The organism is Ruegeria sp. N8 (genome assembly GCF_056531325.1).
Genome location: NZ_JBQFLQ010000002.1, coordinates 333,147 through 347,295 on the forward strand (window position 1 = coordinate 333,147; position 14,149 = coordinate 347,295).

The window sequence follows — 14,149 nt, forward strand, 5'->3', positions numbered from 1 at the left end:
AAAGGAGGTGCCGCTATGCTGTCCTCACTACGCTCAACTGTTCTGAACCTCGGACTGGTAATGTTTGCTCTGCCCGCCCAGGCTTTCGATACGACGGCCAGGGCGGCCTATGTGATGGATCAGACGACCGGCACGGTCCTTCTATCCAAAGACGCCGATCAGCCCCTGCCCCCGGCGTCGATGTCCAAACTCATGACACTGTATGTGGCCTTCGAGGCCCTGCGCGACGGACGTCTGACGTTGGATGAGACCCTACCCGTTTCCGAACACGCCATGAGCTATGGTGGCTCGACCATGTTCCTGAACACATTGGATCGCGTCACAGTCGAGGATTTGCTGCGCGGTATCATCGTGCTGTCGGGCAACGATGCCTGCGTGGTGATCGCCGAGGCGCTCAGCCCCGACGGGACCGAGGCCGGGTTTGCCCGCTACATGACGCAGCGCGCGAAACAGCTGGGCATGGACAATTCTAGCTTTGCCAATTCCAACGGCTGGCCCGCTGCCGGTCACATGATGTCAGTCCACGATCTGGCCGTTCTGGCAGATCGCCTGATCAGTGATTTTCCTGAATACTATCCTCTGTTTGCCGAGGAAGAGTTTGAATTCGACGGTCGGGCCCCCTCGAACAAGCGCAACCGCAACCCGTTGTTGAAATTGGGGATCGGCGCGGATGGTCTGAAAACCGGCCACACGCAAGAGGCAGGCTATGGCCTTGTCGGTTCGGCCAAACAGGGCGATCGCCGGGTGATCTTCGTGCTCACCGGTCTGGACAGCACCGCCACGCGCGCAGAGGAGGCTGAGTCCGTGGTTAACTGGTCGTTTCGAAATTTTGTCGAGAGGACAATTGCCAACAAAGACGCGCCGATAGCCGAGGCCGAGGTTTGGATGGGGGCGCAAAGGACGGTTGGCCTTGTACCCGAAGACGATCTGAACATCCTACTGCCGGTTCTGGGCAACGAAAACGTGGCTGCCGAGGTCGTCTATGACGGCCCGATCAACGCTCCGATTGCCAAGGGTCAGAAACTGGCCGAACTGGTGATCAAACCGGAAGGCTTGCCAGAAATCCGCCGCCCATTGGTCGCGGTGGAAGATGTGGCGACTGGCGGCTTTTTGGTGCGTATGATGACTGTCGGAGGGATTGTTCTGACCGATGTGATCGGCAACCCTCTGGACGCATTTTGACAAGGGCGCCGCGTGTTTCTGACATTTGAAGGCATTGATGGGTCGGGCAAGTCCTCGCAGGCGCGTATGCTGGCCGATCACTTGCGCGGATTGGGCCGCGACGTTGTTCTGACCCGCGAACCCGGCGGTTCAGCCGGGGCCGAGGAAATCCGCAGGCTGGTATTGGAAGGTGATCCCGACCGCTGGTCAGCCGAGACAGAGCTGCTGCTGTTCACTGCCGCCCGCCGCGACCATCTGGAACGAACCATTGAACCCGCGCTGGCGGCTGGGAAAGTCGTGATCTGCGACCGGTTCGCCGACAGCACGCGCATGTATCAGGGCATGTCACGTGGTAATCTGCGCCCTGTAGTGGATCAGTTGCACAAGCTGATGATCGGGCGCGAACCCGACCTGACCCTGCTGATCGACATGGACCCCGAAATCGGCCTGTCTCGCGCCAAGGGGCGGCAAGGCACCGAGGAACGGTTCGAGGATTTCGGCCTGGAGTTGCAGCAAAAGATGCGCGCCGGGTTTCTGGCGCTGGCCGATGAGTTCCCGGACCGTTTTCGCGTGATCGATGGCAACCGGGACATGGACAGTGTGGCCCGCGATGTGACAGATATCGTCCTGCAATCCTTGTGACGGACGACCCATGAGCGACGACACCCCGACCCCGGATCAGGCCCCCGGTGCCCCGCATCCGCGCGAAACCGCGACCTTATTCGGGCAGGCCGAGGCCGAACAGGCCTTTCTGAACGCCTACACCTCGGACCGTCTGCACCACGGCTGGCTGCTGACCGGCCCGCGCGGGGTGGGCAAAGCTACGCTTGCGTGGCAGATCGCGCGGTTCCTGCTGGCGACCCCTCCGGCTGAGGATGACGGGCTGTTCGGCGCGCCCCCGCCCCCAGAGACGCTCGCGATCGACCCCGACCACCCCGTCGCCCACCGCATTCAGGCCGGGGCCGAACCCGGCCTGGCCGCCATTACCCGAACGCTGAACGATCAAGGGCGGCTGCGGAGTGAGATCGTGGTGGATGACATCCGCAAGCTGGGCAAGTTCTTCGGCCTGTCCTCGGCCGATGGCGGGCGGCGCGTGGTCATCGTAGACGCGGCTGATGAGATGAATGTCAGCGCCGCCAACGCCCTGTTGAAAATGCTGGAAGAACCGCCCGCGCGTACGACGCTGCTGTTGATCTCGCACCAGCCCTCGCGCCTGTTGCCAACAATCCGGTCGCGCTGTCGAACCCTGCGCCTATCCCCATTAGGGGCTGACGATATGCAGTCCGCACTGGCCCAAACCGGAGCCGAAATGCCTACGCAACCAGATAATCTGGCCGCCCTCGCCGCTGGCTCTGTCGGGGACGCGGTGCGCTTGATTAACCTGGGCGGGCTAGAGATTTACGCCGAGTTCATCGCCATCCTCGGCACCCTGCCCCGCATGGACCGTCAACGCGCCCTGAAACTGGCCGAGGCCGCCGCCCAGCGCGGCGCGGCTGAGAGGTTCGAGCTGCTTTTGACCCTGATCGACGTGACCCTGTCGCGCCTTGCCCTGACCGGAGCGACCGGCGCAGCCCCCCTGCCCGAAGCCGCCCCGCATGAGGCCGAAATCCTGTCGCGCCTATCCCAATCCCCCCATCAGGCCCGCAAATGGGCTGAGGTGGCTGCGACAATCACAGCCCGCGCACGCCATGGTCAGGCGGTGAACCTTGACCCTGCGGCTCTGGTCCTAGATACGGTGTTCAAGATACAGGAAACCGCCGGTCAGAGCAGATGAGCGACACCCCCCAGATCACCGACAGCCATTGCCATCTGGACTTCCCCGATTTCGAAGGCCAGTTGGACCAGATCGTCGCCAATGCGATTGACGCGGGCGTAACCCGTATGGTCACAATCTGCACCAAGCTGCGCAATGAACCCAGCGTCCGCGCGATAGCTGAGGCCCACGCCCCCGTCTTCTACGCCGCCGGCACCCACCCCATGAGCGCTGCGGATGAGCAGATGGCAACCGTAGACGAACTGGTCGCACTGTCCCAGCACCCGAAATTCGTCGGTATTGGTGAGACCGGGCTGGATTACCATTACACCGCCGACAGCGCCGAAGTGCAAAAACAATCTCTGCGTGTCCATATCGAGGCGGCCCAGCGCACCGGCCTACCCCTGATTATTCACGCCCGTGCGGCGGACGAGGACATGGCCCGCATTCTGGCCGAGGAACATCGCAACGCGCCCTATTCCTGCGTGATGCACTGCTTTTCCTCATCGGCGGAACTGGCCAAAGCCGCGCTGGATCTGGGTTTTTACCTGTCCTTGTCCGGCATCGCCGCCTTCCCCAAAAGCCAGGAGCTGCGCGATATCTTTGCCACCGCCCCAGTCGATCGCGTTCTGGTCGAAACCGACGCGCCCTATCTGGCCCCGCCCCCGTTCCGCGGCAAACGCAACGAGCCCGCCTATACCGCCCATACCGCCCGCAAAGGGGCCGAGGTGTTCGGTATGGACTATGCCGAGTTCGCCGCTCAGACCCAGCTGAATTTCGAGCGGCTGTTCACCAAAGCCGCAACCTACAAGGCGGCTGCATGACCCAGCTGCGCTGCACCATTCTGGGCTGCGGTTCCTCCGGTGGCGTACCTCGACTGGGCGGGCATTGGGGCGATTGCGACCCCGAAAACCCCAAGAACATCCGCCGTCGCTGTTCCATGCTGGTAGAGCGCGATGGGCCCGAAGGCACAACTTCGGTCCTGATCGACACCACGCCGGATATGCGCAGCCAGTTGCTGGATACCGGCACCGGGCGTCTGGATGGGGTGGTCTACACCCACAGCCATGCCGACCACGTCCACGGCATAGATGACCTGCGCATGATCGTGTTCAACATGCGCACCCGCGTACCTGTCTGGGCGGACGGTGACACGCAAAACGACCTACTGGGACGGTTCGGATATGCGTTCATCCAGCCTGACAGCTCGCCCTACCCGCCGATCCTTGATCTGAAAACCATCAGTGGCCCGTTTGAGATCGACGGCCCCGGCGGCCCGATCCCGTTGCAGCCGTTCAAGGTTAATCACGGCTCGATCGACGCGTTGGGCTTTCGGATTGGCGGACTGGTCTATTTGCCAGACGTGGCCGAGATCTATGACGACGCATGGCCTGCACTGCAAGGGCTGGACTGTTTGGTCATCGACGCGCTGCGCCGCACGCCGCATCCCACTCATGCGCATCTGGAAAAGACGCTTGGTTGGATCGAACAGCTCGAGCCGAAGCGCGCGGTGCTGACCAATATGCATATCGACATGGACTATGCCACGGTCAAGGCCGAAACCGCCGACCACATCACCCCGGCCTATGATGGCATGGTGATCCATCAGGCGCTGTAAAATGTCGGTGGTGCCTGCCGCAATATCTCACCGGATGGCACCATGCTGCAAAGCCTGATCTACGTTATCCTGCCAGTATTTCTGGTGATCGGCGCGGGATATGCCTCGACCCGGTTGGGGTATTTCAAAGAGGTCCATATCGACGGGCTGATGAAGTTCACCCAGGGCTTCGCCATTCCCTGCTTGCTGTTTCTGGCCATCGCCAATCTGGACCTCAGCGCCAGTTTCGACCCGCGCCTGCTGTTCAGTTTCTACACCGCTGCGGGCCTATGTTTCTGCGCCGGCCTGTTCGGCGCGCGCCTGATCTTCCGGCGCGAGTGGGAGGATTGCGTCGCGATCGGCTTCTGCTGCTTGTTCTCGAACTCGGTCCTGCTGGGCCTGCCGATTACCGAGCGCGCTTATGGCCCTGAAAACCTGGCCGGGAACTATGCTATCATCGCCTTCCATGCGCCGTTTTGCTATGGCATCGGCATCACAGTGATGGAGGTCATTCGCAGTCGCGGCAACGGTGGCACGCATATGTTCCGTTCGGTCTTGTCAGCGATGTTCAGAAATGCGCTGATCCTGGGGATTGCATCGGGATTCATAATCAACCTGTCCGGGGTTGGCGTGCCCGGAGTGGTCGATGACGCCCTTGGCCTGATCACCCGCGCCGCCTTGCCCGGAGCCTTGTTTGCCTTGGGCGGCGTTCTTGTCAAATATCGGCCCGAGGGCGATCTGCGCACCATCGCCTATGTTTGCGGTGTGTCGCTGCTGCTGCATCCAAGTCTGGTCTGGCTATTCGGATCAAGCGTCGGGCTGCCGCAGGATCTGTTCCGCTCGGGCGTGCTGAACGCGGCCATGGCACCGGGGTTCAACGCCTATATCTTTGCCAATATGTATGGGCGCGCGCGACGGGTCGCGGCCTCATCGGTGCTTATCGGTACTGCGTCGTCGATCCTGACGGTATGGCTGTGGCTTGCTCTGCTGGGATAGAGCATTTGGTTTCCGGTTGACTTTGGGTTGTACAAACACACCTATCCGGTCACGCAACAAGGATCGTACTTATGCCGCATGCCGTCATCGTCGCCCATGGCCAACCCTCTGACCCGGAACCGGCCGAGGCCGCATTGGCAGACTATGCCCGTAGCGTCGATGCGCTGTGCCCGGATATCACGGTGGTTTCCGCCACGCTGGCCGCACCGGGACAGTTCGAATCCTGCCTGCAAAAGCTACCGGACGATACCGTTCTCTTTCCGCTCTTCATGGCCAAGGGGTGGTTCGTGACCAGCGCGTTGCCCAAGCGGTTGGACGAACGCCCCCTTCGTATTCTGGACCCGCTGGGAGTAGACCCCGAAATGCCCAACCTTGTGGCACAGGCTCTGACCGACGCTCTTGCGCAGCGTCAGTGGCAGGCCACAGAGACCGATTTTGTTCTCGCCGCCCACGGGTCCGGCCGCAGCCGCAACCCCTCTGCCGTGGCTTTGCACTTCGCCGAGGCTTTGGGTCAAACTTTACCGTTCAAGTCTCTTCGCGTCGGCTTTGTCGAGGAACCCCCGTCCATCTCTGACGCCGCATCAAAAGCGGGTGCGCAAGCAATTTGTTTGCCGTTTTTTGCCTGCACTGGCGGACACGTTCTAGAGGACATCCCGCAAGAATTGGAAAAGGCTGCCTTTCAGGGCGACACCCTACCCGTCGTCGGAGAGCTTCCCGGCATTCAACGCCATATCGCCGCGACCCTCAGCAAGGCGTTTCTTTCTACCTGACGCCTGCTATTGCGGAGGCATCGCTTTGTGCGCCAGTGATGAGAACAAGCAGTGACGAGACCTGCCTTTTCGCTTGGCCTCGTACAAGGCCTGATCGGCGGCGTTCAAAATCTCGGCAGGTTTGGGGGAGTGAAATTGCGTGGAAAGCGCGGTTCCGATACTGGCCGATATGCAGCAGGTTGACCCTTCAAAACTTATGGGATGTTGCAACCGCTCGATCAGTCGGATCGCGATCGCGGACAGTACAGCCTCATCGACCAAGCCTTTGAAAATGATTACGAATTCATCCCCTCCGACGCGCGCGACGGTGTCATCTGCACGCGTCTCTTCCACCATGATGCGCGCGGCCTGTTTCAGAACATAATCCCCAGCGGCATGGCCAAACCGGTCATTGACTGATTTGAAATAGTCCAGATCCAGATGCATTAGCGCAAATGGTCCATTGCCTGAGACCAAATGCCCCAACACCACATCCATCGCACGGCGGTTCTTGAGGCCGGTCAACATATCAGTATAGGCCTGCTCCTCGGCCGCAAGCATCGCGCCCTGCAGGCGCAGGTTTAGTGAACGGGACGCCTCCATCGCGGCGGATTTGGCTTCGACCAGATAGAGCAGTTCAATCGCAAGATCTGTGCCGGAAAAATCGGCACTGGTCAGCGCATAATCCCGTACCGCATCCAGGATCGAAATTCCGAAGGACAGGTTCACGACCGCCCCCATATCGTTCGGCAAGGGCGCGACCAAGCCTTTAAGGGCCGTGCGGGGCCTGTCATGCAGCTTGAGGTGCAGTTTTGCCCCGGCCAGAGAAAGCAAGGCCGACAAGGTTGTCACCTTTCGGGGTCGAACCAGTTCGAAAACGTCCAGGAAAGCCTGCCCACGCATCGGTGTATCCGGCCGAAGTTTTTGAACGGTCGGCCCCACACGCTGAATGCGTCCGTCTCGATCGACGAGAACGAACATCGGGCAAAGCGTGTCCAGCAACCCGGCCAATTCGACATTGCTCATCATGCTTTTCGCGCCCCCAACTCAAACTGTCGGCCTTGAGCAAAGGCGCTTTCAACCAGGATGATCGAAATAACTTCGGTGTCCCCCCTTTGCCCCTCATGGGTAAGAATGGCCAATGCACCATAGTCATCCGCAACCGCGCGGAGCACACCCACCATCACGCTGGAATATCCGGGCAAACCCGGATGACACAGAAGCTGGAACTCGGTTGGCGACATCTCGCGTAGTTCCAGTTCGGGCAAACGCAGATCCGAGACCGCAAGGCGAACCCGATCGGAAAGGTCATCAAGCGAATGCAGAAATTCGACATACGTCACTCCGCCAAACCGCAGCAGGCGTCGCAGATCTTCCATGTTGGGGTGAGAGACTAGATAGGTCCCCAAATCCTCCAGCAGTTCGGCGCCCGGGCGATCGAGTTTAGCGCACAATACCTCCAGCATGCGCGCGCTGACGTCATCGTCATAGACCAACATCGCCTCAAACTCGGAAAAGCCAAGTTCTGCGACTTCGGTCACGTGCAGCCAGCAGGATTGCCCGTATGCCGCGCAAACGAAGGATTGGACCGCTCGATTGATCAGACCATGCATGACAAAGCCCCAGCTTGGATTCACACGTAGTCTGACCGACGAATCCTTAACAAATCGCCAAAACGCAGCTTCGGATATGGACAATCCAATCGAGTATCAAACTGGAATCTCTTTCTAAACTGCTAGAAATCGGTCGGTGCTCCGCCCTCGACCTTTCGGCGTTCAACGAATTCCGCCAGTTCCTGTCGGATACCTTCGTCCATCGGTGGGGGTTCAAAGCTGGTGATGATCTCTTTGAACATGTGATGGGCGCGTTCTGCAGTCCAGATACCACCCGCTACGTTCCACCCTTCGAAATTCTTCCAGTCGCTGAGGAAAGGTTGGTAGAATGCCGTAGTGTAACGGTCCTGCGTGTGCTGGATGCCAAAGAAATGCCCGTCATTGCCGACCGCACGGATCGCATCCAACGCAATCTCATCCGACCCGGTCGCCGTGATCTCGGGCTGCATATACCTTTGGATTTGCTGCAAAACTTCGCAATCCATAATGAACTTTTCCGGGCTGGCGATCAGCCCTCCCTCAAGCCAACCTGCGGCGTGGTAGACTATATTGGTCCCTGACTGCACCGCCGCCCACAGTGAGTTCGACGTTTCCCAAACCGATTGCCCATCTGGCACGTTTGCCGCACACACGCCCGAGGACCGCAAGGGCAGGCCGTAAAACCGTGCCATCTGGCCGGTCATCTGGGTCGAGCGCATATATTCCGGTGTTCCGAACGCCGGCGCGCCAGATTTCATATCCACGTTCGAGGTAAAGGTTCCGATCACGCAGGGAATGCCGGGCCGGACATATTGGAACAGCGCAATCGCGCAGAGCGCCTCGGCCAGAGATTGCGCGACCGCGCCCGCCATTGTAACCGGGGCCATCGCGCCAGCCAGCGTAAAGGGCGTCACCACAATCGCCTGCCCCCGCCGTGCCAGACGTAGGCAGCCGTCAATCATCGGGTGGTCATGTTTCAACGGCGAGGTCGAGTTGATGTTGGTATACATCCGGGGCGTCGCCTCGAATTCCTCATGGCTTAGACCGCCTGCGATCCTCACCATCTCCATCACGTCCTCGACCCGTTCCTTGCCCAGTGAATAGGCGTGCATCGCCTTGTCGGTCAGGGTCAGCTTGTCATAGAGCACATCCAGATGGCGCACGCTGGCGTGGATGTCGACCGGTTCCACCGGATAACCGCCCGCAAAGTGAATGCAGTTGAAATATTGCGTTAGTTTCAAAAGGTTCCGGCACATTTCGCGATTGCCGGGCACTTTCGTGCCGATCTCCATATCCCAATAGTTGGGCGGGGACGAGACATTGCCGAACAGCAGATTGCGCCCACCGATTTCAATCTGGCGGGCCGGATTCCGCGGCGTGATGGTAAAGGATGACGGAGCCTTGCCCACCATCTCCATCACGAAATCGCGCCCCATGCGGACATTGTCGCCGTCAATGGTGCAGCCTGCCTGACGCAGTATGCCGATGGCTTCCTCGTTGTAGAATTCAATACCGATCTCTTCGAGAATGCGCATCGCCCCCTCGTGGATCGCTTCAATCCCCTCAGGACCAAGCGGCTCGGTCGGTGCATCCGTATTGACCGGAGGGTTCCACGGCATCTGGTCGATTACGGCCGAGCCTCGGCGTTCAGCGGCCCCTGCGCGCCCTCCACTGCGGCGTCTGCGCTTTGTCGTGCCTGCCATCGGACCGTCTCCCTGTGTTCGCGTTGCCTCAAGCAAGCCCCGAACAGGAAAGACTGGCCGCTCTGTCTGCGACAGGCTATGTCGGATTTAGAACCTGATACGCCGAAATCGAGCCGGATTCGGTCAGCGATCCGCCAGCCAGCCGGGGATGTGCCCGATATCCGGCAAGACCACATCCGCCATAGGCGTAAGCGCTTCGGCCTCGGCCATTCCGGTCAGAACACCGATCGTTGTCATCCCTGCCGCGCGCCCGGCCTGAAGGTCATGCAGGCTGTCCCCCACCATCGCAACGCGATCCGGGGCGACGCCCACATGTTTAGCAAAGGCCAAAAGCTGACCCGGACCCGGTTTGAACCCGTGCCCACTGTCATAGCCCGCCACAAAATCAAAGTGATCCCGTATCCCGGCCGAGCTCAGATGCTCGAGCGCGGGCATCTCGCTATCATTCGTCGCCACGCCCAGCCTCAGACCAGACCGCCGCAGCCCATCTAGGAACGGCGCAAGTGGCACTGCGGGGGCTTGTGGTGCATTTGCGGATTCGGTGTTCAGAACGTCTATCAGCCCTGCCTTAGGCAGATCAGGAAAATGCGGAGCCAGAACCTCGGCCACTTCTTCCACCGTTCCCGCAATTACGATGCTGTCCGGCGAATAAGTCAGCGTCTGAAGATCGAAACCAATCACCTTGCCCAGCGTGGCAGCGCGGGCGTGATCCCCCTCCGTCAGATGCAACAGCATATTGCGTCCGAAGGCACCCCAGGTATCGGCGAAATCGAACAGAGTACCGTCCTTGTCGAACAGAATAGCGTCGATTGGCATGGTGTTCTCCTGTGAGGGTCAGGTCCAGTGAATGTCAGCGCCGCCGGAAAGCGCGGCCTTGGCTTGCGCAGGCAGATCGTAAGGCACGGAATTGGCGTCGCAAAATGCCACAACCCACGAATCGTCCAACATCAGAAATTCCAGCACTGAGCCCAGAAACTCGGGTTCGGACGCCCGTTCGCGCAGATCACCTTCGGATGCGCCTGTGGAGCCCAGAAACACCGGCAAGAGCTCGTCATTTCCGACCAGCCAGCCAAGCACATTCAACGCCAGCGTTTCAGCGGATTGCGCGGTTATCGACATAAAGAGTCCCTGAATCTGCTCTTGGAAAGGGTTTGTTAACCAGACTCATAAACACTTTGGTCATACATGCAATCAACGGTGGCAGATATGTCCGTTCACGGTACCATCCTTGTCCTTGACGGGACCTCGACCAATCGGATCATGCTGAAAGTTCAGCTTACGGCAGCGTGGTATCACGTTGTGCAGGGCGAAAAGGTTCAAGGGCTGGCCGGGCTGTTGCGGCGGGCTCGGCCCGACCTTGTGCTGACCGCACAAACCTTGCCAGATGGCACCGCAGCCGATGTGAAAAAGCTGGTGATGGCCGACCCCGAACTGGCGGATGTGCCGGTTGTCGCAATCGCACCGCAAAACGACAAGGCCGCGCGTCTTCAGGCTTTGTCGGACGGGCTGGATGATGTTCTGGCGCATCCTTTCAAAGACACGCTGCTTTTGGCGCGGGTCCGCAGCCTGATGCGCGTCCGAGCCGAATCGCAGGACCTGCGTCCGGGTGGCTCGCAGCCCATCGGATTTGCCGAACCCGCACCCGCGCTGATCACTCCGCCGAAATCCGGCCATGTTGCCCTGCTGACCCAAACATCAAGCATTGGTGCGAAGTGGCGAAACGCTTTGGCTAACCGGTTGAAGCACAGGTTGACGGCCCATACGTCCTCCAACTTGCAGTGTCTGTTATCCGGCCCCACCCCCGACGCCATCCTGATCGAGATCGGAACCGACCGGTCTGGTCTGTCCGTTTTGAACGATCTTAAATCGCGCGGCGCCACCCGCCACACGGCGGCTATAGGCATTCTGACGCAAAATGACCCCGGTATTGCAGCAGAAATTCTGGACCGGGGGGGAGATGCAGTCTGCATGAACGGGTTCTGTGCCGACGAAACCGTGCTGCGTTTGGAGAACCTGATCGCGCGCAAGACCCGCTTGGACCAGATGCGTGCATCGCTGCGCCGCGGGATTGCGGAATCCTGGGTTGATCCGCTGACTGGGCTGCACAACAGGCGTTATGCAATGCACGCAATCGACCGCATCGTCGCTCAGTCCAACCAAACCCAGCGCGGCTTTGCGGTAATGTTGGCGGATCTGGATCATTTCAAATCCATCAATGACCGCTTTGGCCATGTGTGTGGTGACCGTGTCTTGACCGAAACCGCAACCCGGATGCAGCGCGCCATCGGCGCAGCTGGGTTCGTGGCCCGGATCGGAGGAGAGGAATTCATGATTGGCGTACCCGATACCACTCAGGACAATGCGCTGAAACTGGCGCGCACGTTGTGCGATTGTATCTGCAAAACACCCTTCAAGCTGCCGGGCACCTTCGCGCCAGTACCGGTAACGATCAGCATCGGCGTGATTTCGGCGCAACCGGCCCGCTCAAGTGGTGCTCCGGTCGAGACGTTGATTCAATCAGCCGACACCGCGCTCTATGCCGCGAAGCGCGCGGGCCGCAATCAGGTCAGTTTTCGGCAATGCGCTGCCTGACAGATCAGTCCTTTTTGCCCCGTTTATGAGGGCCGCGGCGTACGACCTCATCCAAACGCGCGGCATAGTCCATACGTTCCTCTTCGCTCATTGCAGAGACGCGCGTCAGCCATTCATTCTGCAAGGACATCTGCAACGACACCAGCGACGCGCTCTGATTAGCCAGTATCGCCCGAACGGATTCGGGGTCGAACGGATCGGCGCGCAGGGCTGCGCTGAGCATGGCGAAATCCTCTGCCCGCAGCTTAGAGCCTTTGCGGTGCTGTTTCGACAAATCCCCGCGCAGCGCCTTGCGGTCCTCTTTCGGCAACGCGCGATAAAGAGCCGAGCCAAAACCGGGTGGCGCCTTTGCATGGTCACTGCCTTTGACCCGTAGAACCGTTCCGACTGCTACGCCTACAATCAGCAAGTTCACGGCAAGGGAAACCGCCAACAAAATGGGCATCCAACGGCGTTTGGGCTTGGGATTGTCGCTCATTCGGCGTCCTCCAGGAATGATGTGTCCAGATCGGCAAGTGCAAATGTGGCCTCCGATCCGTAGAGGTAAGTGGCCGCGTCGGGCAGAAAATCCGGCGCAGCGAACCCGATCCACAGGCCGGCGACACTGGCGGCGGCCAGACCGCTCAGGCCCTGCCAGCCACCGATCCCTTCGACCATGCGGCGAAAAACGGATCGGGGCGCAGACCGCTTGGGTTTGGCAATGTTCAGCCGCACTGCTTCGGCATCGGTCAGGATGCGAACGGCCAAATCGTCAGGCAGCGCCGGCCGATCCTGACGAGCCTGTGCAAAAAGCTGATCCAATCTCGTGTCATCTTCAGTCATCGTCATACCCCAATTCGTCCCGTCGCCCCGCCAATATCGCTGTCAGAGCCCGCTTGCCCCGCGCCGTCAGACTTTCCACCGCTTCGACCGAAAGCTCCATGATCCCGGCAATCTCGGGGTTGGGCAATTCCTCGATATGGCGCAGTATCACGGCCTGTCGCTGCCGGTCCGGAAGTTTCGACAAGGCCGCCTGCAACGCGTCCCGGCGGGCATCGTCCTGCATCTTCTGCGCTGCACTGGCACATTCGTCCTCAGGCTCTGGCACATCCGACAAACGGTCGGGCGTCTGTTTGCGCAGCCGGTCCAGACACAGGTTCATCGTCACACGGTACAGCCAGGTCGAGATCTTGGCCTGCCCCGCCACCCAGTCCGGCGCGACCTTCCACAGCCGCATCATCGCCTCCTGGGTCATATCCTCGGCCTCGGCCCGGTTGCCCAGCATCCGCAGCGCCACCGAATAGCTTCGCGGGCCCAGCCTGTCGGTCAGCACACGCGCAGCCGCCGCATCACCTGCGGCGAACATGGCCAGCAGGACGTCATCCGCTGGCGCATCCGCGGCACTGTCAGCGCCGCGGACGATCTGACCTGAGGGCCTCAAGTCCCGCATTCCAAATCAGCTATCGTCGGTATCCGATTTGGCGCGTTTCTTGTGACGCTTGCCCATCCTGTCCTTTGCATCAGCAAATTCCTGTTCCGAGATCGAACCGTTGCTATCAGCGTCGATACGATCAAACATCTTGTCAGCCCGGCGCGGTTTGGGCAACTCATCCTCGCTCAGAAATCCGTCCTGATTGGCATCGTGCTTTTCGAACATTTTGGCGACACGGTCGTTCACCTTCTGCTGCCCCGCCGCCTGCATCTCTTCGACGGTCAATTGCCCGTCGCCATTGGCATCTGCATCCGTAAAGCGCTTGGCGCGGTGGGCCTGCATTTCATCCTTCGTCACCTGCCCGTCGCCATTGGCATCCAGTTCCTGAAACGTCACAGGTTCGTGATTGCGTGGCCCTGCGGCCAGAGCGGAGGTCGCCGTGATCGCAACGGCCCCAAGGATAATCGCAGGTATGATTTTTGCGCTTTTCATGTCGGTTTCCCTTTGTTTGCACAGCGCTTTTGTCGCTGCCTACATAGGTTCAAACGCAGATTCACCGGGGTTCCGTCGCAAAAATTGAAATTTTTTTCCGTCA

General features: G+C 59.9%; 17 protein-coding genes. 8 read left to right on the top strand and 9 right to left on the bottom strand.

From position 1 onward, the window contains the following. Positions 1-15 precede the first annotated feature (15 nt). From ACR0C5_RS05710 to ACR0C5_RS05740, 7 genes are all read left to right on the top strand, one after another. Complete coding sequence (locus ACR0C5_RS05710; RefSeq protein WP_480875185.1) at positions 16-1,182, top strand: D-alanyl-D-alanine carboxypeptidase family protein; 1,167 nt, start codon at positions 16-18, stop codon at positions 1,180-1,182. A gap of 12 nt (positions 1,183-1,194) precedes the next feature. Then, positions 1,195-1,803, top strand: coding sequence for a dTMP kinase (gene tmk, locus ACR0C5_RS05715; RefSeq protein ID WP_170784265.1), 609 nt, complete (start codon positions 1,195-1,197; stop codon positions 1,801-1,803). Between the two features lie 10 nt (positions 1,804-1,813). Further along, positions 1,814-2,935 carry a DNA polymerase III subunit delta' gene (locus ACR0C5_RS05720; RefSeq protein WP_480875188.1) on the top strand — a complete coding sequence of 374 codons (1,122 nt, stop codon included), beginning with the start codon at positions 1,814-1,816 and terminating at the stop codon, positions 2,933-2,935. Next, positions 2,932-3,738 carry a TatD family hydrolase gene (locus tag ACR0C5_RS05725; protein ID WP_170769302.1) on the top strand — a complete coding sequence of 269 codons (807 nt, stop codon included), beginning with the start codon at positions 2,932-2,934 and terminating at the stop codon, positions 3,736-3,738. The genes ACR0C5_RS05720 and ACR0C5_RS05725 overlap by 4 nt, the downstream gene beginning before the upstream one ends. Beyond that, a complete protein-coding gene (locus ACR0C5_RS05730; protein ID WP_170769301.1) occupies positions 3,735-4,532 on the top strand; it encodes an MBL fold metallo-hydrolase in 798 nt (265 codons plus the stop codon). The genes ACR0C5_RS05725 and ACR0C5_RS05730 overlap by 4 nt, the downstream gene beginning before the upstream one ends. Before the next feature lie 42 nt (positions 4,533-4,574). After that, positions 4,575-5,507, top strand: a complete 933-nt coding sequence (locus ACR0C5_RS05735; protein WP_480875190.1) for an AEC family transporter — start codon at positions 4,575-4,577, stop codon at positions 5,505-5,507. A 71-nt stretch (positions 5,508-5,578) separates the two neighbouring features. Further along, complete coding sequence (locus ACR0C5_RS05740) at positions 5,579-6,277, top strand: CbiX/SirB N-terminal domain-containing protein (protein ID WP_480875193.1); 699 nt, start codon at positions 5,579-5,581, stop codon at positions 6,275-6,277. Positions 6,278-6,283: 6 nt separating this feature from the next. Here ACR0C5_RS05740 and ACR0C5_RS05745 read toward each other — a convergent pair whose 3' ends face one another. The 5 genes from ACR0C5_RS05745 to ACR0C5_RS05765 form a co-directional block, all read right to left on the bottom strand. Beyond that, positions 6,284-7,285 (bottom strand): GGDEF domain-containing protein, encoded by a 1,002-nt coding sequence (locus ACR0C5_RS05745; protein WP_480875195.1) that lies wholly within the window; start codon positions 7,283-7,285, stop codon positions 6,284-6,286. Further along, positions 7,282-7,869, bottom strand: coding sequence for a heme NO-binding domain-containing protein (locus ACR0C5_RS05750; RefSeq protein ID WP_480875196.1), 588 nt, complete (start codon positions 7,867-7,869; stop codon positions 7,282-7,284). The genes ACR0C5_RS05745 and ACR0C5_RS05750 overlap by 4 nt, the downstream gene beginning before the upstream one ends. Before the next feature lie 122 nt (positions 7,870-7,991). Next, positions 7,992-9,551, bottom strand: coding sequence for a trimethylamine methyltransferase family protein (locus tag ACR0C5_RS05755; protein ID WP_480875199.1), 1,560 nt, complete (start codon positions 9,549-9,551; stop codon positions 7,992-7,994). A 123-nt stretch (positions 9,552-9,674) separates the two neighbouring features. Next, complete coding sequence (locus ACR0C5_RS05760) at positions 9,675-10,367, bottom strand: HAD family hydrolase (RefSeq protein ID WP_480875201.1); 693 nt, start codon at positions 10,365-10,367, stop codon at positions 9,675-9,677. 18 nt (positions 10,368-10,385) lie between these two features. Beyond that, positions 10,386-10,670, bottom strand: coding sequence for a DUF3572 domain-containing protein (locus ACR0C5_RS05765; RefSeq protein ID WP_170784247.1), 285 nt, complete (start codon positions 10,668-10,670; stop codon positions 10,386-10,388). Positions 10,671-10,757: 87 nt separating this feature from the next. Here ACR0C5_RS05765 and ACR0C5_RS05770 point away from each other — a divergent pair, with 87 nt between their 5' ends. After that, a complete protein-coding gene (locus ACR0C5_RS05770; RefSeq protein ID WP_480875204.1) occupies positions 10,758-12,143 on the top strand; it encodes a diguanylate cyclase in 1,386 nt (461 codons plus the stop codon). 4 nt (positions 12,144-12,147) lie between these two features. Here the strand turns inward: ACR0C5_RS05770 and ACR0C5_RS05775 are convergent, their stop codons facing one another. The 4 genes from ACR0C5_RS05775 to ACR0C5_RS05790 are packed head-to-tail and all read right to left on the bottom strand — an operon-like array spanning position 12,148 to position 14,046. Beyond that, on the bottom strand, positions 12,148-12,621 hold the full coding sequence (locus ACR0C5_RS05775; protein WP_170788388.1) for a periplasmic heavy metal sensor: 474 nt from the start codon (positions 12,619-12,621) through the stop codon (positions 12,148-12,150). After that, on the bottom strand, positions 12,618-12,965 hold the full coding sequence (locus ACR0C5_RS05780; protein WP_480875207.1) for a hypothetical protein: 348 nt from the start codon (positions 12,963-12,965) through the stop codon (positions 12,618-12,620). Before ACR0C5_RS05780 ends, ACR0C5_RS05775 begins: the two co-directional genes overlap by 4 nt. After that, positions 12,958-13,572, bottom strand: coding sequence for an RNA polymerase sigma factor (locus ACR0C5_RS05785; protein WP_480875209.1), 615 nt, complete (start codon positions 13,570-13,572; stop codon positions 12,958-12,960). The genes ACR0C5_RS05780 and ACR0C5_RS05785 overlap by 8 nt, the downstream gene beginning before the upstream one ends. Positions 13,573-13,578: 6 nt before the next feature. After that, positions 13,579-14,046, bottom strand: coding sequence for an EF-hand domain-containing protein (locus tag ACR0C5_RS05790; protein WP_170784237.1), 468 nt, complete (start codon positions 14,044-14,046; stop codon positions 13,579-13,581). Positions 14,047-14,149 lie beyond the last annotated feature (103 nt).

Coding starts and splice junctions, on each gene's coding strand:
- ACR0C5_RS05780 (WP_480875207.1), bottom strand. CDS start 12,965: ATGACTGAAGATGACACGAGATTGGATCAGCTTTTTGCACAGGCTCGT.
- ACR0C5_RS05710 (WP_480875185.1), top strand. CDS start 16: ATGCTGTCCTCACTACGCTCAACTGTTCTGAACCTCGGACTGGTAATG.
- ACR0C5_RS05785 (WP_480875209.1), bottom strand. CDS start 13,572: ATGCGGGACTTGAGGCCCTCAGGTCAGATCGTCCGCGGCGCTGACAGT.
- ACR0C5_RS05750 (WP_480875196.1), bottom strand. CDS start 7,869: ATGCATGGTCTGATCAATCGAGCGGTCCAATCCTTCGTTTGCGCGGCA.
- ACR0C5_RS05790 (WP_170784237.1), bottom strand. CDS start 14,046: ATGAAAAGCGCAAAAATCATACCTGCGATTATCCTTGGGGCCGTTGCG.
- ACR0C5_RS05720 (WP_480875188.1), top strand. CDS start 1,814: ATGAGCGACGACACCCCGACCCCGGATCAGGCCCCCGGTGCCCCGCAT.
- ACR0C5_RS05770 (WP_480875204.1), top strand. CDS start 10,758: ATGTCCGTTCACGGTACCATCCTTGTCCTTGACGGGACCTCGACCAAT.
- ACR0C5_RS05745 (WP_480875195.1), bottom strand. CDS start 7,285: ATGATGAGCAATGTCGAATTGGCCGGGTTGCTGGACACGCTTTGCCCG.
- ACR0C5_RS05725 (WP_170769302.1), top strand. CDS start 2,932: ATGAGCGACACCCCCCAGATCACCGACAGCCATTGCCATCTGGACTTC.
- ACR0C5_RS05755 (WP_480875199.1), bottom strand. CDS start 9,551: ATGGCAGGCACGACAAAGCGCAGACGCCGCAGTGGAGGGCGCGCAGGG.
- ACR0C5_RS05765 (WP_170784247.1), bottom strand. CDS start 10,670: ATGTCGATAACCGCGCAATCCGCTGAAACGCTGGCGTTGAATGTGCTT.
- ACR0C5_RS05730 (WP_170769301.1), top strand. CDS start 3,735: ATGACCCAGCTGCGCTGCACCATTCTGGGCTGCGGTTCCTCCGGTGGC.
- ACR0C5_RS05735 (WP_480875190.1), top strand. CDS start 4,575: ATGCTGCAAAGCCTGATCTACGTTATCCTGCCAGTATTTCTGGTGATC.
- ACR0C5_RS05740 (WP_480875193.1), top strand. CDS start 5,579: ATGCCGCATGCCGTCATCGTCGCCCATGGCCAACCCTCTGACCCGGAA.
- ACR0C5_RS05775 (WP_170788388.1), bottom strand. CDS start 12,621: ATGAGCGACAATCCCAAGCCCAAACGCCGTTGGATGCCCATTTTGTTG.
- ACR0C5_RS05760 (WP_480875201.1), bottom strand. CDS start 10,367: ATGCCAATCGACGCTATTCTGTTCGACAAGGACGGTACTCTGTTCGAT.